Here is a 22,910-nt window from a genome sequence, read left to right as displayed (position 1 = left end):
TCGTCCGTGAGCAGCCGCCGTACGCCGGCCCGGCCGCGGCCCTGCTCGCCGGCTGGACCGCGTTGCGGACCGCGCCGCCCCGGGTCGCGGTGCTCGCGGTGGACATGCCGCACCTGACCACCGGCACCCTCGATCGGCTGGCCCGGGCCGCGGCAGTGAAGCCGGCGGGCGGCATGGACGAGGCGACGGACGGCGCGGTCCTGATCGGGCCGGACGCGCGCCGGCAGCTGGCGCTGATGCTCGAGGCGGCGGCCCTCCGGAACCTGCACGCCGGACTGCCCCCCGGGGCCGCGGTGGGCCTGGGCGTGTGGCGGCTGCTGGCACCGCTGAGGCTGGTCGAGACGCCGGCCGAGGGCGACGAGCACCGCGACGTCGACAGCCCCGCGGATCTGCCCGGGCGGTGAGCGGCCCGGGGCGACGTACCGGTCACTACGCTGGCGGCATGCATGCAGTGGTGGCAACACAGGCCGGTGGGCCCGAGGTCCTCAGCGTCGCCGAGGTGCCCGACCCGATGCCGGCCCCCGGTGAGGTGGTCGTCGACGTGGTCGCGGCCGGGCTGAACCGGGCCGACCTGCTCCAACGACAGGGCTTCTACCCGCCCCCGCCCGGTGCCTCCGACATCATCGGGATGGAGTGCAGCGGCACCATCGGCGCGGTCGGCGAAGGGGTCGAGGACTGGCGGGTCGGGGATCGGGTGTGCGCGCTGCTCGCCGGCGGTGGGTACGCCGAGCGGGTCGCCGTGCCGGCCGGTCAGCTGCTGCCGGTGCCCGACGGCGTCGAGCTGATCGACGCCGCGGCGCTCCCCGAGGTGGCCTGCACGGTCTGGTCGAACGTGTTCATGGTCGGTGGCCTGCGGCCGGCCGAGACGCTGCTGGCACACGGTGGCGCCGGCGGCATCGGCAGCTTCGCGATCCAGCTCGCCCATGCCCTCGGCATCCGGGTCCTCACCACGGCGGGCACGCCGGAGAAGCTGGAGCTGTGCCGACGGCTGGGCGCGGACGAGGCGATCGACTACCACGGCGACTGGCCGGCGGCGGTGCAGAACCTGACCGACGGCGCCGGGGTCGACGTGATCCTGGACAACATGGGCGCCAGCTACCTGGCGGACAACATCGACTCGCTCGCACTCGAGGGCAGGCTGGTGGTCATCGGGATGCAGGGTGGGCGACGCGGCGAGATCGACCTCAACGCGCTGCTGCGCAAGCGGGCCGCGCTGATCGCCACCAACCTGCGGGGCCGGCCGGTGGCGGGCAAGTCGGCCATCTGCGCCGCGGTCCGAGAGCACGTCTGGCCGCTGATCGCCGACGGCAGCATCACCACCGTCGTCCACCAGGTCTTCCCGCTCGGTGCGGCCGCCGACGCGCACCGGCTGATGGAGTCCGGCACGCACACCGGCAAGATCCTGCTCACCGTCGAGTGACTGCGAGCGACTGCGAGCGAGTGGCGACGGGCGAGCGGTCGCCGTGCCCCGGTGCGCGGCCGGGGCCGCGCCGGTCCCCCTCTTCCCGCCCACCGGGCCTGCGTCACGGACCCTCTAAGGTGGAAACATGAGCGAGGAGCAGCAGGGGCCGGTCATGGTGATCGGGCCGGACGGCCAGCCCGTGGCGATGGCGGCAGCCACCGAGGAGGCCGAGGAGAGCGAGGAGCGGGGCATCACCGATCTCGTCGAACAGCCGGCCAAGGTGATGCGGATCGGTTCGATGATCCGGCAGCTCCTCGAGGAGGTGAAGGCCGCGCCACTGGACGAGGCCTCCCGGAACCGGCTGCGGGAGATCCACCGATCCTCGATCAAGGAGCTCGAGTCGGGGCTCGCCCCCGAGCTGGTCGAGGAGTTGGAGCGGCTCTCGTTGCCGTTCACCGACGATCAGACCCCGTCGGAGGCCGAGCTCCGGATCGCGCAGGCCCAGCTGGTCGGTTGGCTGGAGGGCCTCTTCCACGGCATCCAGACGGCGATCTATGCCCAGCAGGTGGCCGCCCGCGCCCAGTTCGAGCAGATCCGGCGTGGACTGCCGCCGGGCGCCCAGGCGGCCGGACCCGGCATGCATCCCCAGGCTGGGATGCCCGGTCAGCCCCAGGGTGAGGGCCACGGTGACTCCGGCGGGCTCTACCTCTGAGCCCGGGCCCGAGGGGGCTGAGATGGGGCTCGGGTAGCGGCCGACTCGTGCCGCCTCACACCGGGACGGACGACTCCTCCACGATGCCGCCGTCGAGCGGAGGGGCGAGCGGATCTCCGGCGAGGGCCGCCGCACGGCGTACGTCGGCCTCGGCCCACAGCGCCGCCAGCGTGGCGGGCCAGATCTCCTCGACCGTCCCGGCCAGCTCGACACGGCTCCACCAGCGGTGCTCGGCCAGGGTGAGCTTCTCCTCCTCGGTGTGGCCGGCGTCGGAGACCTCGAACGCGGGGGTCCAGCAGGCGTAGAAGACGTCCTCCTGCTCGATGACCACATCGGTGTAGCCGTGCAGCACGGTGCGCACCATGATCGGGCCGAGCAGGCCGGACGGCGCCACCACCAGACCGGTCTCCTCGGCCAGCTCGCGCGCCGCCCCAGCCCGGTCACTCTCCCCCGGATCGATCCCCCCGCCGGGTGTCATCCACCAGCGCGACCCCAAGATGCCCGGGTCGGAGTCGGCGAAGAGCAGCGTGCGGTCGCGGTCGTCGACCAGGACCACCCGCGCGGTACGACGCCGACGGCGCGGCCGGTCCGCCGGGGCCACCGGGACGAACGTGCGCACCGAGGTGGGATCCGCGGCCTGCGCGGCCCTGAGCCTGGCCAGCTCCTCGGGACCGATCACGAGGCGTTCGACTCCTCCGACTCGACCGGATCCGCGTCGCCGGTGACGTCGTGCGCGGCCACGTCGGCGAGTCCCACCCCACCGATCGGGTCGCCGTGCCATCGCTCCATCCGCCAGCCGGAGTCCGGCGCCCCGTCCAGCACGATCATGCCGGTGTTGCCCAGCCGGTGCTGGGTGGCCAACGCGTGGCCGGCGTCGGAGCGCAGCGCGCTCCACAGCCTGATCGCCGCGCCGTGGCTGACCACCACCGCGACGCCGTCCGCGCCGTCGGCACGGATCGTCTCGGCCGCCACCGCGGCGATGGCGGCGTCGTAGCGACGCAGGAAGGCATGCCCGTCGGCGGCCCCCGGGATGGCGTGGTCCAGGTTGCCGGTGACCCACTCGTGCAGCGTCTGCTGGTAGGCCTCGACGGAGTCGCGGTCGGAGTTCATCGCCAGGTCGCCCGCGGAGATCTCCTCCAACCCGGCCCGCACCGTCACCGGCAGGCCGAGCCGCTCGGCCAGCGGTGCGGCGGTGAACTGGGTGCGGATCATCGGGGAGGCCGAGATGGCGCCGATCCGCTGGCCGGCGAGGGCCTCCGGGATGGCCCGCGCCTGGGCCCGGCCGAGCTCGGTGAGGCCGGGACCGGGGATCCCGGTGTCGAGTGCGCCCGAGACGTTGCTGGGCGTCTGGCCGTGTCGGATCAGGAGGAGTCGCATCGAGGCCGAGCCTACCGGCGGCGCCTCGCCCGCGAGGGCGTGAAGGGGCGCGGAGCTTCTGAGAGGCTGGGGCGACACCGATCGATGTCGCATCCGTTGGTTGCTCGACCAACCCAGGAATCCGGAAGGAGGGCGCGATGTCCCCCGAGGAGAGCCCGACCGCGCGTGCACTCCTGGCGCTGGAGCTGATCGGCGCGACGCCCGGGATCACCGCCGAGCGGCTGGGTGAGCGGCTCGGCGTCTCCGACCGGGCCGCCCGACGCTACGTCTCGACGCTGCGCGAGGCGGGGCTGCGGATCGACTCGGTGCGCGGCCCGTACGGCGGCTACCGGCTCGGCCGGGGTGCCCGGGTACCGCTGATCTTCTCCACCACCGAGGCGCTGGGCCTGGTGATGGCGGTGCTGGACGGACACCACGACGTCGGCACCAGCGAGACGCCCGTCGGTGCCGCGATCGGGAAGATCGCCCGGGTGCTGCCCGAGCCGCTCGCCCAGACCCTGGACGCGGTTCGCCGGACGACCTCCGCGGCACCGGACCGGGCGGCGGCGCGGCCGGAGCCCGAGGTCATCGTCGACCTCGCCCGGGCCTGTGAGACGGGGACCCGGATCCGGGTCGGCTACCGCACCCGCCCCGAGCGGCTGCGCGAGATGGTGCTGGACCCGTGGGCGATCGTCGTGCGCCATGCCCGCTGGTACTTGCTGTGCTACTCCCAGACCTCCCAGGCGCGACGGGTGCTGCGCATCGACCGGATCTCCTGGGTGCGGCCCACCGACGAGCGCATCACCGCCCCCGACCTCGACCCGGTGGCCACGGTGGAGGAGCACCTCGGCGAGGGCTGGACGCACCCCGTGGAGATCCACATCGAGGCGCCGATGGACCGGGTGGCCGGTGCCGTCGCGGGCCATCTGGGTCGGCTCAGCGAGGACGGTGCCGGGTGTCGGCTGGTGGGCTCGACCGACGACCCGGCCTCCTACGCCGAACAGCTGGTCAGGCTGCCGGCACCCTTCCGCGTCGTGCTCGGCGACGAGGTGCGGGCCGCTCTCGTCGACCTCGGCCGGCGGCTGCTGGCCGCCGCCGAGGCCTGAGGATCACGCCCCGATCGGACCAACGCGATCGTCGACGGACTCGCCGTCACCCAGGACGGCCGGCAGATGCTCGTAGCCGCGCAGGATGCGCGTCGGGCGGCGCACCCGGCCGGGGAGGAGTCGCAGGTCGGCGTACCGGTCGAAGACGGCGCGCAGGCCGACCTCGCCCTCCATCCGAGCGAGCTGGGCGCCCAGGCAGTAGTGCCGACCGGCCGAGAAGGAGATGTGTTCGCGGGCGTTCTCCCGGGTGACGTCGAAGGTGTGCGGGTCGGCGAAGACGTCCGGGTCCAGGTTGGCCGCGGCCAGGACCGTCGTCACCACCGCCCCCTCGCCGATCCGTACGCCGGCCACCTCGGTGTCGCGGGCGGCGACCCGGCCGGTGAGCAGGACGGGCGGGTCGAGTCGCAGGATCTCGTCGACCGCGTTCGGCCAGAGCTCGGGCCGGGCGCGCAGCAGCGCGAGTTGGTCGGGATGGTCGCAGAGCAGCGCGATGCCGTTGCCGAGCAGGTTGACGGTGGTCTCGAACCCGGCCGCGAAGACGAGCCCGGCGGTCGCCCGCAGCTCCTGGTCGTTGAGGCCCCTGCCGTCCTCGCTGACCGCCACCAGCTGGCTGAGCAGGTCGTCACCGGGCTGCGCACGCAGCCGCTTGAGATGACCGGTCAGCCAGGTGTCGAACTCCGCCAGCGCGGTCTCGACCTCCCGGAAGCGGCGCCAGCCGAGCCCCAGGTCGAGGCTGGCACCGGCGGCCGCGCCGCGCTCGAGCATCCACTCCCGCAGCTCGGTGGGGACGCCGAGGATCTCGGAGATCACCGTCACCGGCAGCAGCCCGCAGTAGGAGGTGATCAGGTCCACCGGCCCCTCGCCGGCTCGGCCGTCGCGGGCGTCGAGGTCGTCGAGGAGCTCGGTGGCGATCTGTTCGGTGCGGCTGCGCAGCCCGGCGACCGCACGGGCGCTGAAGACGCGGGTGACCAGCTTGCGGTAGCGGGTGTGGTCGGGCGGCTCGGTGGCCAGTAGCGAGGGCGGCTGCACCGGGTTGAACACGTCGGTGGCCGACCAGGCGCCGAGCCGTCCGATCACGCCGCGACCCTCCAGGATCCCGGTGCGGAAGTCGTTGCTGCTCAGCACCTCCCGCACGTGCTGATGGGAGACGGTGACATAGCTGAACCCGCCCTTGTGCACCGGTCCGGCCGCGCGCACCTCCTCGAAGAGACCGTGCAGCTCCTCGGTGTGCACCCCGGGCGAGGCGCCGATCAGCCTGCCCTGCAGGTCGCCTTTGCGCGCCGCGCCTCGCATCGCCGCCCGCGGGAGCGCCTGGCCCACGCCCCAGCGGACCACCGGCTTGACCCGAGCGTCGACCTGGTCGCGCACGCCGCGCTCGACCCGCCGCAGGGGGCCCAGAAGCCTGCGCTCTCCACCGGAGTTGGCGAGTCTCAACACGGAGGTCTCCTTCGTCGGCGCTTATTACTGCACAGTACGCCGGCCGCGAGGAGGGTCGCGACCTCGGCTTCGATCCGAGCTGCCGGGTCCAGGCTCAGCCTCGGTTGCGGGCGACCGCGCTGCGGACCAGCTCGACGAAGGCGGCTCCGTCCGGCATCTCCCCTTCGCGGACATCGATCGCGCGGCGGGTCCCGGCGTCGAGGCTGGCGTTGAAGAGCCCGGCCGGATCCTCGATCGAGGCGCCCCTGGCGAAGGTGAGCTTCACCTTGTCCTTGTAGGTCTCCAGGGTGCACACCAGACCCGAGCAGGAGAAGGTCGGTACGCCGGCCGGGTTCGACGGCTTGACCCACTTGGCCTCCTCGACCATCTCGGGGTCGGCCGACAGGATCAGGGTCCGCAGGTTCTGGGCGGTCTCGGTTCGCCAGTCATCGCTCACCCCGCCGACCCTACTGCGATCCCGCCGCCGCCCGCTGCCACGCCGGGCGACAGGGCAGCCCGAGGCGACCCGCGGCAGCTCGGGGTGAGGAGCCGGTCAGACCTGCGTGGTGAACTGCTTCATCCCACTGCCGGCCAGCCACTCGCGCCACGACACATCGTAGTCGGCGTACCCGTTGTCGCCGGCGGCCTTGCCCCGCGGTGATCCGGTGATGGTCACCGGGTCGCCCTGCTTGACCAGGTTGTAATACCACCTCGCGTCCGAGTAGGAGAGGTGGACGCAGCCGTGCGAGCCGTAGCTGTGGCCAGGATAGGGATCGCCGGTGGAGTAGTGCAGGAAGGTGCCCGACCAGGTGATCCGCACGTCCCACGGAAGCACCAGGTCGTAGTAGTCGGGGTCGCTCGGATCGCAGGCGATCCCCACACTGCACGAGGTCATCCGGACGGTGCGCGACTTGTTGACCACCGCCATCGTCCCATCCCAGGAGGGGTAGTCCGGGCTACCCGCGTCGCTGGACATGGTGCGCACCACCGTCCCGTTGCGGGTCACGACCGTCTTGTGCTGCCTGACGTAGACGTGGGTCCGGACGTCGGCACCGATCGTGAAGTCCCGGGCGTAGCTGTGGGTGCCGTAGCGACCGTGGCCGTCGCCGACGTGGTTGAAGCTGGCCACCATCGACACCGTGGTCCCGGGCTTCCAGAAGCCTCGGGGCCGGAAGTCGACCCGCCGCGTGCCGAACCAGTGCCACGCCCCGGAGACCGGGACCGAGGTGGTCAGCTTGATGTGCTCCTCGATCTGCTTGCGGGCCGAGACCTTGACCGGGTCGGTGAAGACGATCGAGATCGGCATGGCCACGCCGACCGTGGTGTCGCTGAGCGGCGCGATGCTGTCCAGCAGCATCGCGGGTCCGGTCGGGTAGTGCTTCTTCTTCGCCTTCTTCGGCGAGGAGCTGGCCGACGCCGACGCCGACGCCGATGCCGTCGCACTCGCGGTCATCGACGACGTGGTCGTCGACGACCCGGCGGCATCGGGCGCGGAACTGCTCCCGGCGCACCCGGTGATGATCAACGACCACCCCACCACACCGACCGCGACGAGCGCGCGGATTCCCCCCGGTTGCCTCATCGGTCTGGGTGCCTCATCGATCGGATCCTTCCCGGTCAGCGTGGATGCGCCTGCGCACTCGCGATAGGTACGCGACTGCCGGAACCATTGAATCCCTCTGCTCCAAGACGCCGCCCACCGGCACGCTCGATCGGCGAGCCGGCGCCCCGGCCGTCGGCTCAGCGTGGGAGCGGCTGGTAGAAGACCAGGCCGTTGCCCTGGTTGTCGTAGACCACCGCGCGCCGCTCGTGCGCGTCGTCGTACGGCGCCTTCACGATCGCCCCGCCACTCGCCTCGATCGCGCCGGCCGCGCCGTCGACGTCGTCGGTCTTGATGCCGACGACCACCTTGCCGGGGAGGGGGTGGTCGATCGAGGTGGCCAGCGCGATCGTCACCGAACCACCGTCGAGCGCGGCGTAGTGGGTGCCGTCGCGGAACTTCAACGTGAATCCCAGCGCCTCATAGAAACCGATCGAGGAGTCCAGGTCCTCGGTCGAGAGCACGATCTGGCGCACCTGCTGCTCACTCATCAATGTCTCCTTCGTCGATCGACTCCTCCCAGAATCGCACGGAAACAGCGGTCGGCAGAGGCTGGGGGAGTACGTCTCCGCCACCAGGGACGCCCAACCGGCAGGCCAGGGGACCGCGGACTAGACGTCCAGGCCCATCTCCCGCAGGCGGGGACGGGCGTCGGGCGGACGGCGCAGGCCGGCAAGCTGCTCGGCTCGGAGTGTCAGCACCCGCTGACCCGCGGCATCATCGGTGAAGACCCAGAAGTCGCCTCCGGCCACACCGGCGAGGATCGCGGCGGCGGCCTCCGCCGGGCTCTTGCCCTGCTCCTGGCCGATCTGCTCCATTCGGTCGAAATAGGCCGCCGCCAGGTCGTTGCCGGTCGGCGCCACCCGCTGGGCGTCGACGAATATCCGGGTTCGGACGTACGAGGGAAGCACCACCGAGACCTGGATCGGCGCGCCGACCAGCTGGAGCTCCTGGTGCAGGCACTCGGTCAGGGCGAGGACCGCGTGCTTGCTGGCGACATAGGAGGACTGGAACGGCACGATCGCCGCCCCGCCCACCGACGACAGGTTGACCACCGTCGCAGGTCGGCCGGTCGCGAGCATCCGCGGCACGAAGAAGCGGATGCCATGGAAGACGCCATCGATGTTCACCCGCATCATCTGCTCCCAGCGCGCGGGGTCAGCCTCCCAGACCGGCCCGGCCGTCTGCAGGCCCGCGTTGTTGATCAACAGGTCGACGTGGTCGTGCTCGGCGAAGAGCTCTTCCGCCAACGCGTCTACCGACGCTGCGTCGGCCACGTCCACCGTACGGGCGAAGGCACGGCCACCATCGGCGACCATCCGCTCGACCACGTCCCCGATCCGCGCGGCGTCGATGTCGGTGGCGACCACCGTCGCGCCCTCCGCCGCCAGCCGTTCGGCGAGAGCGGCACCGATCCCCGACCCTGCCCCCATCACCACCGCGAGCCTGTCCGCGTACGACGCCGTCATCTGCATCCCTTCATCGCTCACGCATCGGTCACGTCGGGATGCGGCTCTTGGGCACAGCCATGACCGCCGCATCCCGCCCACCGAGGAACGGCCGGCCCGGCCTCAGCCTGGCTCAGCCCGCGAGAAGGCTGAATCGCACCTCGCGCTCCACGTTGTCGACGTTGAGGTCCACCAGGCAGATGCTCTGCCAGGTGCCGAGCGCCAAGCGTCCGTCGAGCACCGGCACGGAGGCGTACGGCGGGATCAGCGCCGGCATCACGTGGGAGCGACCGTGCCCGAGACTGCCGTGCTGGTGACGCCAGCGGTCGTCGGCGGGCAGCAGGTCGGCCAGCGCGGCGAGCAGATCGTCGTCGCTGCCCGCGCCGATCTCCAGGATCGCGATCCCGGCGGTCGCATGCGGTACGAACAGGTGCAACAGCCCGTCGCCGCGACCATCGACGAACGCTGCCGCATCGCGGGTCAGGTCGAGGACCACCTCGTCGGTGCCGGTGCGATAGGTCCGGGTCTCGCTCTCCACCCGACCATGGTGTCACCTCACAGAGCCGTACTGCCCGTTCCGGACGCACCTCAGACGAGCCCCGCCGTGCGAGCCTGTGCCACCATCGCGGCGAGCATCGGGCGTATGTCGTCCCGGCGGTAGCCGAGGAGCGCCACCGCGGCCGGGTCGGGCTCGTAGGAGAACATCGCCGACCGACCCGGCACGATCATCCGATCCGGCAGGAACCAGTGCTCGGCATCAACGACCTCGACACGACCGGTGCCACCGACCAGGTCGACGATCGTCTGGAAGTAGTCCCGGTAGCTCAGGTTCTCATCGCCGATCAGATACGCCTCACCGGGGCGCCCGACCCACAGCGCACCGCGGATCGCCTCGGCGAGCGAGCGGACGGTGACGAAGTTGGTCCCACCGGGCGGCGCCGTCAACGGCCACTTCGGGTCCTCGCCGCGCGCCCAGCGGAACAGTCGGCTGTAGCGGCGAGTGGCGATGCCGGGGGTCATCCCGACGATCGGCGGCGGGTTGAGCGTGACGACCGCGAACTCGTCGGTGGTCAGCGCGCGGGCCCGCTCGTCGGCGTCGCGGCGGGCGCGGACGTACGGGTTGGTCTCGGCCCACTCGGGGCGCACGACGTGGTAGCAGCTGCCGACCTGGATGAACCGGCCGACCTCTGCCGCGCGGGCCGCCTCCGCGACGGCGGGGATGCCACCGGACTGCATCCGCTCCCAGAAGTCGGTCAGGTCCACGTCCCCCGCGCCGGGAGCGACGTGGCGGATGTCGTTGCCCGCCGCCATCACGACCGCGTCGAAGCCGCGCAGCCGCTCCGGAGTGAAGTCACCGGCGGCATAGTCGCCCTCGAGGAAGTCGAGCTCCTCCACCAGTGACGGAGCCTCGGGCGCGGTACGCCCCGCGATGACGACGTCCTCACCCTCCGCGGCGAGGAGCCGGGCCGCGTGCGACCCGATCAGGCCGGTGCCGCCGACGACGAGGATCCTCATCGCGCGCCTCCGAACGCGATCGTGCCGTCATCGATCGCGACGCCACGCCCACTGACGACCCGGAACGTGCCGTCCGCCCACGACTCGACCGCGAGCCGGTCACCCGGGAAGGCCACCGAGCTGAACCGGCCGGTGAGCGAGGTGAGCTCCCACGGCTTCGCCCCGACCTGGTCGGCCAGGGCCATGACCGCGGTGCCGAGTGTGGCGAGGCCGTGCAGGATCGGCTTCGGGTACCCGATCGCCTGGGCAGCCGCGGGGTCGACGTGGATGAGGTGGCGGTCGCCGGTCAGCCGGTAGAGCGCCGCCGCCCGCGGGTCGAGCACGATCTCGCTGGCGTACGCCGGAGGCCCGGTGGGCGCCGACCGCTTGCTCGGGCCGCGCTCACCACCGAAGCCGCCACGGCCGGGCGCGAAGATCGACCAGACCCCGCGGAAGTAGTCACACGAGGCCTCGACCTCGAAGACCGCCGCCGAGCCCTTGTCCCAGACCGCCGCCACCCGCGCGGTGATCTCGGTGGAGCCGCTGGGCGGCATCGGCGCGAGCACCTCCAGGCCCTGGGCGCCCTGGACCGACTGTCCGACCGGGAACGCCCCCTCGCCGCCGAGGACGTCGGGCGCCCACTGCGCGAGGGTGAGGCCGAAGAGCGGGTGGACGTGCAGGCGCTGCTCGAAGACGAGGTCGAGCTCGTCGGCCCGCGCGCCGAGCGCGAGGTGGTAGAGGATCACGTCGCGATCGGTCCAGGAGACCGCCCGCGCGCCGAGCTCGCGACCGATCCAGTCGCCCGCGCTCGTCGGGTCCGTCATCCCCGTGCCCCGTAGATCGGCTCGGGATCGCCGGCCTTGGCCAGCAGCTCACGCAGGCGTGAGCCGACCTCGGCCGCCTCCCAGCGCCGACCCAGGTCGAGCGTCGGGCCGTGCCGCCAGCCGTCCTCGACGCAGACCTTGCCACCCTCGACCTCGATCACCCGGCCGGTGACGTCACCGGCCTCCACGCTGGCCAGCCACGCGACGACCGGTGAGACGTTGGCCGGGTCCATCACGTCGAACCCCTCCTCCGGCACGGCCATCGCCTCGGCGAAGGCGCCGAGGGTCATCCGGGTGCGCGCGGAGGGGGCCAGCGCGTTGACGGTGACGCCGTAGGAGGCCAGCTCATAGGCCGCGACCGTGGTCATGGTGGCGATGCCGGCCTTGGCGACGGAGTACGTCGTCTGGCCGACCGAGCCCTGCAGGCCCGCGCCCGAGGAGGTGTTGATCACGCGAGCCGCGCGCGTACGCCCCGCCTTGCTCTCGACGCGCCAGTAGGCACCCGCATGGCGCAGCGGCGCGAAGTGGCCCTTGAGGTGGACCCGGATCACCGCGTCCCACTCCTCCTCGGAGGTGTTGACCAACATGCGGTCACGGACGAAGCCGGCATTGTTGACCAGGATGTCGAGGCCGCCGAAGGTGTCGATCGCCTGGCACACCATCGCCTCGGCCGCCTCGAAGTCGGCCACATCGGCGCCGTTGGCCACCGCCTCGCCACCGGCGGCCCGGATCAGCTCGACGACCTCCTCGGCCAGCGAGACGCCCTCGCCGCCATCGCCGGAGAGGGTGACGCCGTAGTCGTTGACGACGACCTTCGCCCCCTGCCGCGCCAGCTCGAGCGCATGCTCTCGACCGAGCCCGCGGCCCGCTCCCGTCACGATCGCGATCCGGCCATCCAGGACGCCCACGCTCGACCCCTCTCTCCGTGCATGCTCGACATGCATTCTCGACGAACTCCTTGGCCCATCAGGCCAGGCTGCTGCTACATTACCAAGCAAGCGATAGGTTAGGAATTGGAATGCCGATCACCACTGAGATCGTCGACGAGCGCATCAGCGTCGTGACGATGGACTACTCCCCGGTCAACGCGCTCCCGGTCGAGGGCTGGTACGACATCGCCCGGGCGATGCAGGCGGCTGCCGAGGACGGCATCAGCCGCGTCGTCGTCCTGCGTGCCGAGGGCCGCGGGTTCAACGCGGGCGTCGACATCAAGGAGATGCAGCACCACGCCGGCTTCGACCATCTGGTGGGCGCCAACCGCGGCTGCTACGCCGCTTTCAAGGCGGTCTACGAGTGTCCCCTCCCCGTCATCGCAGCGGTGCAGGGCTTCTGCCTGGGCGGCGGCGTCGGCCTGGTCGGCAACTGCGACACCATCATCGCCAGTGAGGACGCCTACTTCGGCGTGCCCGAGATCGATCGCGGCGCGCTCGGCGCCGCCACCCACCTCTCGCGCCTGGTGCCGCAGCACCTGATGCGGACGATGTACTACACCAGCCGCACCGCGACCGCCGCCCAGCTGCACGCCTTCGGCTCGGTGGTCGAGGTCGTGCCGCGAGACCAGCTCGATCAGGCCTCGCTCGCGCTCGCCGGCGAGATCGCCGCCAAGGACACCCGCGTCGTCCGCGCCGCCAAGGAGGCGCTCAACGGCATCGACCCCGTCGATGTCAACCGCAGCTACCGTTTCGAGCAGGGCTTCACCTTCGAGCTCAACCTGCTCGGCGTGGCCGACCAGCACCGCGACGAGTTCGTCCGCTCCGGCAACAATCTGTCCGTCTGAGAGCTGAGGAGCCATGAGCGAGCGTCAGCGAGCGAACCAGTCAAGGCAGCACGGATGTGCCTCGTCGGCGCACAGAGCGAAGCGAGTACGTCGATGAGCATGCCCGCCACGTTCCGTACTCCCCTCACCGAGCTGACCGGGGTCACCCACCCAATCGTCCAGACCGGGATGGGCTGGGTGGCGGGTCCGCGCCTGGTCTCGGCCACCGCCGAGGCCGGGGGGTTGGGCATCCTGGCCTCGGCCACGATGACCCCCGCACAGCTCGCGAGCGCGATCATCGAGGTCAAGGAGCGGACCACCCAGCCGTTCGGCGTCAACCTCCGCGCCGACGCCGCCGACGCTGCTCAGCGGATCGACCTGATCATCGAGCACGGCGTGAAGGTGGCCTCCTTCGCACTGGCACCCAAGCCCGAGCTGATCAGCCGGCTCAAGGAGAGCGGCGTCGTGGTGATGCCGTCGGTCGGCGCGGCCAAGCACGCGGTCAAGGTGGCCTCCTGGGGGGCCGACCTGGTGATGGTCCAGGGCGGAGAGGGCGGCGGCCACACCGGCAGTGTGCCCACCACGTTGCTGCTCCCCTCGGTCATCGACGCGGTCGACATCCCGGTCGTCGCGGCGGGCGGCTTCTTCGACGGACGCGGCCTGATAGCGGCCCTCTCGTACGGCGCGGCCGGCATCGGGATGGGCACGCGCTTCCTGCTCACCAGCGACTCCGCCGTGCCCGAGGAGATCCGCCGGCGCTACCTGACCTTCGGACTGGACGGCACCGTGGTCACCACCAGGGCCGACGGGATGCCGCACCGACTGCTGCGCACGGAGTTCATCGACACCCTGGAGAAGGAGGGTCTCACCACCCGGCTGTTGCACACGCTGCGGCGTACCGCCCAGTTCAAGCAACTGTCGGGGCTGAGCTGGTCGCAGCTGATGCGTGACGGCCAGTCAATGAAGAGGTCCGGCGGCCGCACCTGGGCCCAGATGGTGCTCGCCGCCAACACCCCGATGCTGCTCAAGGCCGGTCTCGTCGAGGGCGACACCGAGGCGGGCATGCTCGCCTCCGGCCAGGTCGTGGGCATGATCGACGACCTGCCCAGCTGCGAGGAGCTCATCGACCGGATCATCCGCGATGCCGCGGAGCGCCTGCGGGCGGCTCAGGGCAACCTGGTCGGCACGACCGGCTGAGCCGATGGCGAAACTCCGCACAGAAGCGACGAGCCGAGCCGGAGGCGAGGGCACGAGCTCCTCGGCGGCGATCTGGGTCGGCTGGTCGCGGCCAGGGACACCGCGAGCTGACCCTCGGAGCACGTTCTCAGAGGCGCTCGATGATCGTCACGTTGGCCTGGCCGCCGCCCTCGCACATGGTCTGGAGGCCATAGCGGCCGCCGGTGCGCTCGAGCTCGTTGAGCAATGTCGTCATCAGGCGGACGCCGGTGGCGCCGATGGGATGACCGAGGGCGATGCCGCCGCCGTTGACGTTGACCTTCTCGTGCGGGACGCCGGTCTCCCTCATCCACGCGAGCACGACCGAGGCGAACGCCTCGTTGCACTCGAACAGGTCGATGTCGTCGACGGTCAGCCCGGTCCTCTCCAGGGCGCGCCGGGTGGCGGGGATCGGGCCGGTGAGCATCCAGGCCGGGTCGGCGCCGTAGACGCTGAGGTGGTGGATCCGGGCGCGCGGGGTGAGGCCGTGGTCCTGGACCGCCTGCTCGGAGGCGATCAGCATCGCGCCGGCGCCGTCGCAGATCTGGGAGGCGACCGCCGCGGTGATCCTGCTGCCCTCCTCCAAGGGCTGCAGCGCGGCCATCTTCTCCAGTGAGGTGTCCGGGCGCGGGCACTGGTCGACCGCGAAGTCGCCCACCGGGGTGATCTGGTCCGTAAAGCGCCCCTCCGCGATTGCGGCCGCGGCGCGCTGGTGGCTGACCAGCGCGAAGCGCTCCATCTCCTCGCGCGAGATGTCCCACCTCTCCGCGATCATCCGGGCGGAGCGGAACTGGGAGACCTCCTGGTCGCCATAGCGCTCAAGCCACCCCGGCGACTCGGCGAACGGGGTGCTGAAGCCGTACTGCTGTCCCACGATCATCGCCGCCGAGATCGGGATGGCGGACATGTTCTGCACGCCGCCGGCCACGACGAGCTCCTGCGTCCCGGACATGACGCCCTGGGCGGCGAAGTGCACGGCCTGCTGGCTCGAGCCGCACTGCCGGTCGATGGTCACGCCCGGCACGTGGTCGGGCATGCCCGCGACCAGCCAGGAGGTCCGTGCGATGTCGCCGGCCTGGCCGCCGATGGTGTCGCAGCAGCCGTAGAGCACGTCGTCGACGGCCCCCGGGTCGATCCCGGTGCGCTCGACCAGCGCCTTGATCGGGTGGGCGCCCAGGTCGGCGGGGTGGACGGTGGACAGCGACCCGCCGCGCTTGCCCACCGGGGTGCGGACGGCGTCGACGATGTAGGCCTCGGGCATGGGCTTCTCCCTCGAGAGATCTGGACGGGTCAGGCGTGCTGACTGCTGACGGACACGACCTCGCCGGTCATGTAGGAGGAGTAGTCGCTGGCCAGGAAGACCATCACGTTGGCGACCTCCCAGGGCGCCGCGGCGCGGCCGAACACCTCACGGCCCTTGAGCTCGACCAGCAGCTCCGGCGTGGTGACCTTCTCCAGGAACGGGTGCATCGCCAGGCTCGGCGAGACGGCGTTGACCCGGATCCCGTGCGGTGCCAGGTCGATTGCCGCGCATCGGGTCAGCGCCATCACGCCGGCCTTCGCCGCCGCGTAGTGGGCCTGGCCCTCCTGGGCGCGCCAGCCGACGACGGAGGCGTTGTTGACGATGACGCCCTTCGTGCCCGCGGCGACGAAGCGGTTGCCGGCCGCCCGAGTGCAGCGCATGGTGCCGGTCAGGGTGATGTCGAGGACCCGGCTCCACTCCTCGTCGGGCATCTCCAGGATGTCGGTGGTGCCGCCCAGGCCGGCGTTGTTGACCATCACGTCGACCCCGCCGAACTCGTCCGCGGCGTCGAGCAGCGCCTGCACGTCGGCCTCCCGGGTCACGTCGCAGACCAGCTGGCGGACGCGATCGGCGCCGAACTCCTCGGCGAGAGCGGTCTCGGCCTCGGCCAGCCGGCGCTCGTGGGTGTCGGAGAAGACGACCGCCTTCGCGCCCTCCTCCAGCGCCCGGCGTACGACCGCGGCACCGATGCCCGCACCCGCGGCCGCGGTCACGACGACCACCTTCCCGGTCAGCAGGTCGTGGCCGGGGACGTAGTCGGGGGTGGGCTGTTCGACCCGGGTCATGGGCGGTACTCCTTCGGCAGGCCGAGCACCCGCTCGGCGATGATGGTGCGCTGGATCTCGTCCGAGCCGCCGTAGATGGTGTCGGCCCGGCTGAAGAGGAAGAGGGACTGGAGGCGGTCCAGCTCGTACGGCGCCTTCTCGACGGTCAGCGCGCCGGCGCCGGCGACGTCCATCGCGAGCTCGCCGAGGCTGCGGTGCCACCGGGCCCACAGCAGCTTGGAGACCGACGCCTCGGGCCCCCGCGAGCCGGAGTCGAAGGCGCTCAGCGTGCGCAGCGCATGCATCCGCATGACCTCCAGCTCGACGCTCGCGCGGGCGAGCCGGTCGGCGATGTCGGGCTCGTCGATGCTGCCGTTGGCGCGGGCCAGCTCGGTGATCGTGGCGAGCTCCCGCTCGTAACCCACCTGCTGGCCGACCGTCGAGACGCCGCGCTCGAAGCCGAGCGTCGCCATCGCGACCTTCCAGCCCTCACCGGGCGCGCCCACGATGAGGTCGGCATCGGTGATCGCAGCGTCGAAGAAGACCTCGTTGAACTCCGAGGTGCCGGTCAGCTGCACGATCGGCCGGACCTCCACTCCGTCCTGGTGCATCGGCACCAGCAGGTAGGACAGGCCGTGGTGACGCTGGGAGCCGGGCTCGGTGCGGACCACCGCGAAGCACCAGTCGGCGTGCTGGGCCAGTGAGGTCCACACCTTCTGCCCATCGATGACCCAGCGCCCACCCTCGGGACCGTCCTCGAGCCGGGCTCGCGTACGCACGCCGGCCAGGTCGGAGCCGGCGCCGGGCTCGGAGTAGCCCTGGCACCACAGCTCGGTGACCGCCACGATGCCGGGCAGGAAGCGGGCCTGCTGCTCGGGCGTGCCGAGCGCGATCAGGGTCGGTCCGAGCAACTCCTCACCGAGGTGGTTGACGCGGGCCGGGGCGTCGGCGCGGGCGTACTCCTCGTGGAAGATCACCTGCTGGAAGAGGCTGAGGCCCCGGCCACCGTGCTCGACGGGCCAGCCGAGGCAGGTCCAGCCGGAGGCGGCCAGGTGCCGGTTCCAGGCGACCCGCTCCTCGTACGCCTCGTGCTCGCGGCCCGAGCCGCCCATGCCCTTGATCGCGGCGAACTCGCCGACGAGGTTGTCGGCCAGCCACGTGCGCACCTCGGCGCGGAACGCCTCGTCCTCCGCGGAGAAGGTGAGATCCATCGGGGTCCTCCCTGGTCGTGGCCGGATCGTCCTGCCACCGTAGCAAACCAAGCACTTGTTTGGTAACGTGCTTCGGGCGCACTCAGGCACAGTACGGCCGCGGATATCGACGTGTGGAGGACAGATGAGCGAGCAGGACGGCGCCCCCGTCGTCACCTATGAGGTGCGCGGACCGGTGGCGGTGGTGAGGCTGAACCGGCCGGAGTACACCAACGCCCAGAACTCGAAGGTGACCTACGCCCTCGACGCCGCCTTCACCCGCGCGGTGAACGACAACGACGTCAAGGTGATCGTGCTCGGCGGCAACGGCGAGCACTTCTGCGGCGGCCATGACATCGGCACGCCCGGCCGGGACATCGACCAGTCCTTCGAGCGCAAGGCGGTCATCTGGTACGACCACGTCGACAAGGAGGGCGTCGACAGTCGCTTCGCCCGCGAGTCCGAGGTCTACCTCGGCATGTGCCGACGCTGGCGGGAGATCCCCAAGCCGATGATCGCGATGGTGCAGGGCGCCTGCATCGCCGGCGGACTCATGCTGGCCTGGTCGTGCGACTTCATCATCGCCTCCGACGACGCCTTCTTCTCCGACCCGGTGGTGCGGATGGGTATCCCCGGAGTGGAGTACTTCGCGCACCCGTGGGTGATGAACCCGCGCGCCGCCAAGGAGTTCCTCTACACCGGCGCCCGCCTCTCCGCGCAGCGCGCCGAGGCGCTCGGCATGGTCAACCACGTCGTGCCGCGCGCCGACCTCGAGACCGAGGTGATGGCGACGGCCGAGCGGATCGCCGAGATGCCGCGGCTGGGCCTCGCGCTGACCAAGAAGGCCGTCAACCAGGCCGAGGACCTGATGGGCATGCGCTCCGGCATGGACTCCGTCTTCGGCCTCCACCACGCCGCCCACGCCCACAACGCCGAGGTCGGCAAGGACTCGCTGGCCGGGCTCGACGCCCGCGGCATGGCGGCGGCGAACAAGAAGGCCGCCGGCGAGGGGGACGAGGCGTGATCCTGGAGTTCACCGAGGCCGAGGAGGCGTTCCGCGCCGAGGCGCACGCCTGGCTCGCCGAGCACAGCCCCGGCCGGCTGCCCTCGATGGACACCCCGGAGGGCGCCGTACGCCACCGGGAGTGGGAGCAGACCCTGGCCTCGGGCCGGTGGTCCGTGGTCGCCTGGCCGGAGGAGTTCGGCGGGCGCGGCGCGAGCCTGACCGAATGGGTGATCTTCGAGGAGGAGTACTACCTCGCCGGCGCTCCCACCCGGATCGCGCAGAACGGCATCTCGCTGCTGGCCCCGATCATCTTCGAGCACGGCACCCCCGAGCAGCGGCAGCGCTATCTGCCGGCGATGGCGGCCGGCACCGAGGTGTGGGCGCAGGCCTGGTCCGAGCCGGAGGCCGGCAGCGACCTCGCGGGCATCCGCAGCCGCGCCGACCGCGACGACGTCCGTGGCGGCTGGGTGCTCAACGGGCAGAAGACCTGGAGCTCACGCGCCCCGTTTGCCGACCGCGGCTTCGGCCTCTTCCGTACGGACCCGGCCGCCGAGCGGCACCGCGGACTGACCTACCTCCTCTTCCCGCTCGACGCCCCGGGCATCACCGTGCGCCCGATCGACCAGCTCGACGGCGATCCGGGCTTCGCGGAGATCTTCTTCGACGACGTCTTCGTCCCCGACGCCGACGTGCTGGGCGCGGTCGGCGCGGGCTGGCAGGTGGCGATGAGCACCGCCGGCAACGAGCGCGGCCTCTCACTGCGCTCGCCCGGCCGGTTCTGCGCCACCGCCGAGCGGCTGCTGGAGCTGTGGACCGAGCGCGGCGAAGACGCGCCGCACCTGCGCGACCGGGTGGTCGACGCCTGGATCGGCGCGCAGGCCTACCGCTACTACACCTGGGACACCGTCACCCGGGTCGGTCAGGGTGAGAGCGTCGGAGCGGCGGGCAGCGTCAACAAGCTCTTCTGGTCCGAGCTCGACCTGGAGCTGCACGAGACCGCGCTGGAGCTGCTCGGGAAGGAGCAGGAGCTGCGTGACGCAGGAGCCGGGGAGGAGGGAGCCTGGATGGACGGCTATCTCTTCGCGCTCGCCGGCCCGATCTATGCCGGCACCAACCAGATCCAGCGCAACATCGTCGCGGAGCGGATCCTCGGCCTGCCACGTCCGGGAAAGGGCAAGTGACCATGCACTTCGGAGTGACGCAGGAGCAGCGGTCGTTCGCCGAGGCGCTCGACGACCTGCTGTCCGGCACGGACGTGCCCGCGGCCGCGCGCGCCTGGGCCGCGGGCGAGCACGAGTCCGGACTGGCGCTGTGGCGTCGGCTGGCGGAGCTCGGCGTCACCGGGCTGGCCGTCCCGGAGGAGCTGGGCGGGCTGGAGGCGAGCAAGGCCGACCTGACGGTCGCCTTCGAGGCGCTCGGCCGCCACGCCGTGCCGGGCCCGTGGATCGAGTCGATCGCACTGGCGCCACGGCTGCTGGCAGGTGCCGGCCTCGACACGGTCCTGGAGGGCGTCGCCGAGGGCACGACCCTGGTCACCGTCGCCGCCACCGTCCCACGCGCACTCGACGCCGACGTCGCCGACGAGCTCTTCGTGCTCGACGGCACCATGCTGTCACGGGCCGAGCTCGGGGCCGCGCGCACCAGCGTCGATCCGGCTCGCCGGCTCTACGACGTACGCCCCGGGGCGTACGTCGCGACCCTCGACCGGGTCGCTGTGGACAGGGCGCTCGACGGTGCCTCCCTGGCCGCCGCCGCGACCGTCCTCGGCGCGGGCGAGCGGCTGCTGGCCGAGTCGGTCTCCTACGCGACCACGCGCCGTCAGTTCGGTCAGCTCATCGGGGAGTATCAGGCGCTCAAGCACCTGCTCGCCGACGTCCGCGTGGCGCTCGACTTCGCCCGGCCGCTGGTGCACCTCGCGGCGCTGGGCCTCGACGCCGGAGTGCCGGAGGCCGGGCGGGACGTCTCGGCTGCCGCAGTCGCCTGCGCGGAGGCCGCGCGCCTCGCCGCGCGGACCGCGCTGCAGGTGCACGGCGCGATCGGCTACACCCAGGAGTGCGACCTGAGCCTGTGGCTGCTCAAGGTGCGCGCCCTGCGAACGGCCTGGGGCACGCCCGACCACCACCGCCGGCGGGTCCTCGCCTCCCTCACCGGGCCCACCTCCGCTAGGAATTGAGCATGCACTTCGCTCTCACCCCCGAGCAGCGGGAGCTCGTCAGCACGGTGCGCGCTCTCGTCGAGCGCCGCGTCGGCAGCGTCGACCTGCGCACGGCGTACGGCTCCGAGCCGGGCTACGACGCCGAGCTGTGGCAGGTGCTGTGCGAGCAGATCGGGGTCGCCGCCCTGGCGGTGCCGGAGGAGTACGGCGGGGCCGGCTTCTCCTCGCTCGAGACGCACCTGGTGCTGGAGGAGCTCGGCGCCTCGCTGACGCCGAGCCCGCTGCTGGGCTCCGGCGTCCTGGCGACCCAGGCGCTGTTGCTCAGCGGTCCCGAGGCACTGGCCGGTCCGGCCGGGGAGCTCCTCCCCGAGCTGACCGCGGGGTCGGTCGCGGCGCTGTGCTGGGCCGACGCGGGTGGGCGCTGGCGCACGGACGGGAGCGACCTGACCGCGACGCCGGAGGAGGGCCGCTGGAGGCTGCGCGGCACCGCGACGCTGGTGCTGGGCGCCTCGCACGCCGACGTGCTGCTGGCCGTCGCGCGGACTCCGTCGGGCGTCGGTCTCTTCCAGCTACCGGCGGGCGCCGCGGGCGTGGAGGTGCGGCGTACGCCGGGGCTGGATCTGACGCTCAGCCTGGCCGACGTCACCCTCGACGCCTTGGCCGCACCCCTCGTCGAGTCCGGCTTCGAGGCGGTCCTCCCCCGGCTGCGGGCGCTCGCCGCGACCGCGGTCACCGCGCTGCAGGTCGGCGGCGCCCAGCGCGCCCTCGACCTGACCGTCGCCTACCTCAAGGAGCGCGTGCAGTTCGGCCGCCCGCTGGGCTCCTTCCAGGCCCTCAAGCACCGTTGCGCCGACCTCGTGGTCGCGGTCGAGTCGGCCCGCTCGATCTCCTGGGCGGCAGGCTGGTCGGCGGCGTACGACTCCGACACCCTCGAGCACCGCGCGGCGCTGGCCAAGTCCTGGTGCGGCGACGCGTTCGCCGCCGTGGCCGGGGAGATGATCCAGCTGCACGGCGGCATCGCGATCACCTGGGAGCACGACGCGCACCTCTACTTCAAGCGCGCCCACGCCACCGGGCAGCTCTTCGGCCGTGGCGCGGAGCACCGGCGGGGCCTCAGCCCCGCAGGGGATCACCGGGCGGAGTGAGCCCGGCATCCTAGGCCTACTCCCACGAGCCGGGAGGAGCGCCGACGCGACTCCTCGATCCGCTCCGCCACCACCCGCATCAAGACCGGGTCGACGTCGGTCCGGCCGACCGCGGCGGCGAGCCGGCGGGTCGCCCGGACGAGGTGGTCGCGCGCCTGGCTCACGTGGGATCGCCGTCAGTGGACGTCTCAGCGGACGTAGCCGACGGATCGGAGGCCCCCGCGCGCAGCCGGTGCAATGGCGTGGCCACCGAGGAGTCCGTGCTCACCCGGCGCCGGTCCGGCTCCACCGCGGTGAGCGGCTCGACCGGGCGCAGGCCGACGCGGCTGCGCTCGGCCAGCTCCTGATAGGTGTGCACCCCGTTGCGCTTCCAGGCGATCGCCTGCTCGTCGAGCTCGCGGACGACCCGGGCCGGGTTGCCGACCACCAGCGTCCGCGGCGGCACCTCGGTGCCGGCACGGACGAAGCTGCAGGCCCCGACGAGCGCGTCGTCGCCGAGCACGCAGCCGTCCATGACGACGGCGTTCATCCCGACCATCGCGTAGCTGCCGACCCGGGCGCCGTGCACGATCGCACCGTGGCCCAGGTGGCTGTGGGGCGCCAGCTCGCAGTCGGCGCCGGGGAAGGCGTGCAGGACGCACGAGTCCTGCACGTTGCTCCCCTCCCCCACCACGATCCGGCCGAAGTCGCCGCGCAGGCTGGCGCTCGGGCCGATGTAGCAGCCGGGGCCGACGATCACGTCGCCGATCAGGACGGCAGAGGGGTGCACGAAGGCGGCGGGGTCGATGACCGGCACCACCCCGTCGATCTCGTAGCAGGTCATAGGGCCGCTCGCTGACGCTCGATCGCTGCGCTCACTGGACTACCTTCCTGGCGTCGGCGAGTTCAGATAGCTCGCTGATGCACCCCGGGTGCCACCGGGTCACTGCCCTGCTCGCTTGACGCGGTTGACGTCCAGCATGAGATCTGCAGGACCTGGTGGTTGCCCGGGACGTGTGGACCGTCGATAGGGCTGAGC

At 72.0% G+C, this 22,910-nt stretch carries 26 protein-coding genes; 10 read left to right on the top strand and 16 right to left on the bottom strand.

Features of this window, described 5'->3' with window-relative positions; genetic code table 11:
* The 3 genes from QM638_RS08400 to QM638_RS08390 all read left to right on the top strand — a co-directional run.
* A partial coding sequence (locus QM638_RS08400) for an NTP transferase domain-containing protein (RefSeq protein WP_415141506.1) occupies window positions 1–404 on the top strand: 404 nt, incomplete at its 5' end.
* A gap of 38 nt (window positions 405–442) precedes the next feature.
* Window positions 443–1,420: an NAD(P)H-quinone oxidoreductase gene (locus QM638_RS08395; RefSeq protein WP_415141505.1), complete on the top strand. Its 978-nt coding sequence runs from the start codon at window positions 443–445 to the stop codon at window positions 1,418–1,420.
* A 127-nt stretch (window positions 1,421–1,547) separates the two neighbouring features.
* Window positions 1,548–2,114, top strand: a complete 567-nt coding sequence (locus tag QM638_RS08390; protein ID WP_415141504.1) for a bacterial proteasome activator family protein — start codon at window positions 1,548–1,550, stop codon at window positions 2,112–2,114.
* Between the two features lie 55 nt (window positions 2,115–2,169).
* Here QM638_RS08390 and QM638_RS08385 read toward each other — a convergent pair whose 3' ends face one another.
* Together QM638_RS08385 and QM638_RS08380 are read right to left on the bottom strand one after the other, a co-directional pair.
* The gene (locus QM638_RS08385) at window positions 2,170–2,793 is read right to left on the bottom strand and encodes an NUDIX hydrolase (protein ID WP_415141503.1); all 624 of its coding nucleotides are present in this window, start codon (window positions 2,791–2,793) and stop codon (window positions 2,170–2,172) included.
* Window positions 2,790–3,491 (bottom strand): histidine phosphatase family protein, encoded by a 702-nt coding sequence (locus QM638_RS08380; protein WP_415141502.1) that lies wholly within the window; start codon window positions 3,489–3,491, stop codon window positions 2,790–2,792. Before QM638_RS08380 ends, QM638_RS08385 begins: the two co-directional genes overlap by 4 nt.
* A 137-nt stretch (window positions 3,492–3,628) precedes the next feature.
* On the opposite strand from QM638_RS08380, the gene QM638_RS08375 reads away from it, so the two are divergent.
* Complete coding sequence (locus tag QM638_RS08375) at window positions 3,629–4,576, top strand: helix-turn-helix transcriptional regulator (RefSeq protein ID WP_415141501.1); 948 nt, start codon at window positions 3,629–3,631, stop codon at window positions 4,574–4,576.
* A 3-nt stretch (window positions 4,577–4,579) separates the two neighbouring features.
* On the opposite strand, the gene QM638_RS08370 is transcribed toward QM638_RS08375, so the two are convergent.
* From QM638_RS08370 to QM638_RS08330, 9 genes are all read right to left on the bottom strand, one after another.
* Entirely contained in the window at window positions 4,580–6,013 is a 1,434-nt protein-coding gene (locus tag QM638_RS08370; RefSeq protein ID WP_415141500.1) for a cytochrome P450, read from the bottom strand.
* A 94-nt stretch (window positions 6,014–6,107) separates the two neighbouring features.
* Window positions 6,108–6,449 (bottom strand): DUF1801 domain-containing protein, encoded by a 342-nt coding sequence (locus QM638_RS08365; RefSeq protein ID WP_415141499.1) that lies wholly within the window; start codon window positions 6,447–6,449, stop codon window positions 6,108–6,110.
* Between the two features lie 96 nt (window positions 6,450–6,545).
* Window positions 6,546–7,574: a L,D-transpeptidase gene (locus QM638_RS08360; RefSeq protein WP_415141498.1), complete on the bottom strand. Its 1,029-nt coding sequence runs from the start codon at window positions 7,572–7,574 to the stop codon at window positions 6,546–6,548.
* A 158-nt stretch (window positions 7,575–7,732) separates the two neighbouring features.
* Complete coding sequence (locus tag QM638_RS08355) at window positions 7,733–8,083, bottom strand: VOC family protein (RefSeq protein WP_415141497.1); 351 nt, start codon at window positions 8,081–8,083, stop codon at window positions 7,733–7,735.
* 120 nt (window positions 8,084–8,203) lie between these two features.
* The gene (locus QM638_RS08350) at window positions 8,204–9,082 is read right to left on the bottom strand and encodes an SDR family NAD(P)-dependent oxidoreductase (protein ID WP_415141496.1); all 879 of its coding nucleotides are present in this window, start codon (window positions 9,080–9,082) and stop codon (window positions 8,204–8,206) included.
* A gap of 91 nt (window positions 9,083–9,173) precedes the next feature.
* The gene (locus tag QM638_RS08345; RefSeq protein WP_415141495.1) at window positions 9,174–9,578 is read right to left on the bottom strand and encodes a YjbQ family protein; all 405 of its coding nucleotides are present in this window, start codon (window positions 9,576–9,578) and stop codon (window positions 9,174–9,176) included.
* Between the two features lie 50 nt (window positions 9,579–9,628).
* Entirely contained in the window at window positions 9,629–10,555 is a 927-nt protein-coding gene (locus tag QM638_RS08340; protein ID WP_415141494.1) for an NAD-dependent epimerase/dehydratase family protein, read from the bottom strand.
* Window positions 10,552–11,358 (bottom strand): MaoC/PaaZ C-terminal domain-containing protein, encoded by an 807-nt coding sequence (locus tag QM638_RS08335; RefSeq protein ID WP_415141493.1) that lies wholly within the window; start codon window positions 11,356–11,358, stop codon window positions 10,552–10,554. The genes QM638_RS08340 and QM638_RS08335 overlap by 4 nt, the downstream gene beginning before the upstream one ends.
* Entirely contained in the window at window positions 11,355–12,266 is a 912-nt protein-coding gene (locus tag QM638_RS08330; protein ID WP_415141492.1) for an SDR family oxidoreductase, read from the bottom strand. Before QM638_RS08330 ends, QM638_RS08335 begins: the two co-directional genes overlap by 4 nt.
* A gap of 110 nt (window positions 12,267–12,376) precedes the next feature.
* Here QM638_RS08330 and QM638_RS08325 point away from each other — a divergent pair, with 110 nt between their 5' ends.
* Together QM638_RS08325 and QM638_RS08320 are read left to right on the top strand one after the other, a co-directional pair.
* Entirely contained in the window at window positions 12,377–13,135 is a 759-nt protein-coding gene (locus QM638_RS08325; protein ID WP_415141491.1) for an enoyl-CoA hydratase family protein, read from the top strand.
* A 93-nt stretch (window positions 13,136–13,228) separates the two neighbouring features.
* Complete coding sequence (locus QM638_RS08320; RefSeq protein ID WP_415141490.1) at window positions 13,229–14,311, top strand: NAD(P)H-dependent flavin oxidoreductase; 1,083 nt, start codon at window positions 13,229–13,231, stop codon at window positions 14,309–14,311.
* Between the two features lie 127 nt (window positions 14,312–14,438).
* Here the strand turns inward: QM638_RS08320 and QM638_RS08315 are convergent, their stop codons facing one another.
* The 3 genes from QM638_RS08315 to QM638_RS08305 are packed head-to-tail and all read right to left on the bottom strand — an operon-like array spanning window position 14,439 to window position 17,607.
* A complete protein-coding gene (locus QM638_RS08315; RefSeq protein ID WP_415141488.1) occupies window positions 14,439–15,590 on the bottom strand; it encodes an acetyl-CoA C-acetyltransferase in 1,152 nt (383 codons plus the stop codon).
* Between the two features lie 29 nt (window positions 15,591–15,619).
* On the bottom strand, window positions 15,620–16,417 hold the full coding sequence (locus QM638_RS08310; protein ID WP_415141487.1) for an SDR family oxidoreductase: 798 nt from the start codon (window positions 16,415–16,417) through the stop codon (window positions 15,620–15,622).
* Window positions 16,414–17,607 carry an acyl-CoA dehydrogenase family protein gene (locus QM638_RS08305; protein ID WP_415141486.1) on the bottom strand — a complete coding sequence of 398 codons (1,194 nt, stop codon included), beginning with the start codon at window positions 17,605–17,607 and terminating at the stop codon, window positions 16,414–16,416. Before QM638_RS08305 ends, QM638_RS08310 begins: the two co-directional genes overlap by 4 nt.
* A gap of 124 nt (window positions 17,608–17,731) precedes the next feature.
* On the opposite strand from QM638_RS08305, the gene QM638_RS08300 reads away from it, so the two are divergent.
* Genes QM638_RS08300 through QM638_RS08285 form a run of 4 tightly spaced genes read left to right on the top strand, consistent with a single transcriptional unit; the run spans window position 17,732 to window position 21,892 of the window.
* A complete protein-coding gene (locus QM638_RS08300; protein ID WP_415141485.1) occupies window positions 17,732–18,610 on the top strand; it encodes an enoyl-CoA hydratase in 879 nt (292 codons plus the stop codon).
* Window positions 18,607–19,773 (top strand): acyl-CoA dehydrogenase family protein, encoded by a 1,167-nt coding sequence (locus QM638_RS08295; protein ID WP_415141484.1) that lies wholly within the window; start codon window positions 18,607–18,609, stop codon window positions 19,771–19,773. Before QM638_RS08300 ends, QM638_RS08295 begins: the two co-directional genes overlap by 4 nt.
* Before the next feature lie 2 nt (window positions 19,774–19,775).
* A complete protein-coding gene (locus QM638_RS08290) occupies window positions 19,776–20,765 on the top strand; it encodes an acyl-CoA dehydrogenase family protein (RefSeq protein WP_415141507.1) in 990 nt (329 codons plus the stop codon).
* 2 nt (window positions 20,766–20,767) lie between these two features.
* On the top strand, window positions 20,768–21,892 hold the full coding sequence (locus tag QM638_RS08285; protein ID WP_415141483.1) for an acyl-CoA dehydrogenase family protein: 1,125 nt from the start codon (window positions 20,768–20,770) through the stop codon (window positions 21,890–21,892).
* Here the strand turns inward: QM638_RS08285 and QM638_RS08280 are convergent.
* The gene (locus QM638_RS08280; protein WP_415141482.1) at window positions 21,877–22,056 is read right to left on the bottom strand and encodes a hypothetical protein; all 180 of its coding nucleotides are present in this window, start codon (window positions 22,054–22,056) and stop codon (window positions 21,877–21,879) included. The two genes, QM638_RS08285 and QM638_RS08280, sit on opposite strands and share 16 nt — an antisense overlap.
* Window positions 22,053–22,715, bottom strand: a complete 663-nt coding sequence (locus tag QM638_RS08275) for a transferase hexapeptide repeat family protein (RefSeq protein WP_415141481.1) — start codon at window positions 22,713–22,715, stop codon at window positions 22,053–22,055. The genes QM638_RS08280 and QM638_RS08275 overlap by 4 nt, the downstream gene beginning before the upstream one ends.
* Window positions 22,716–22,910 lie beyond the last annotated feature (195 nt).

Origin of the sequence: Nocardioides sp., from assembly GCF_047606145.1 — a bacterium.
GTDB lineage: Bacteria > Actinomycetota > Actinomycetes > Propionibacteriales > Nocardioidaceae > Nocardioides.
The sequence above is the reverse complement of the archived record's forward strand: the minus strand, read 5'-3'. Positions and strand labels throughout refer to the sequence as shown.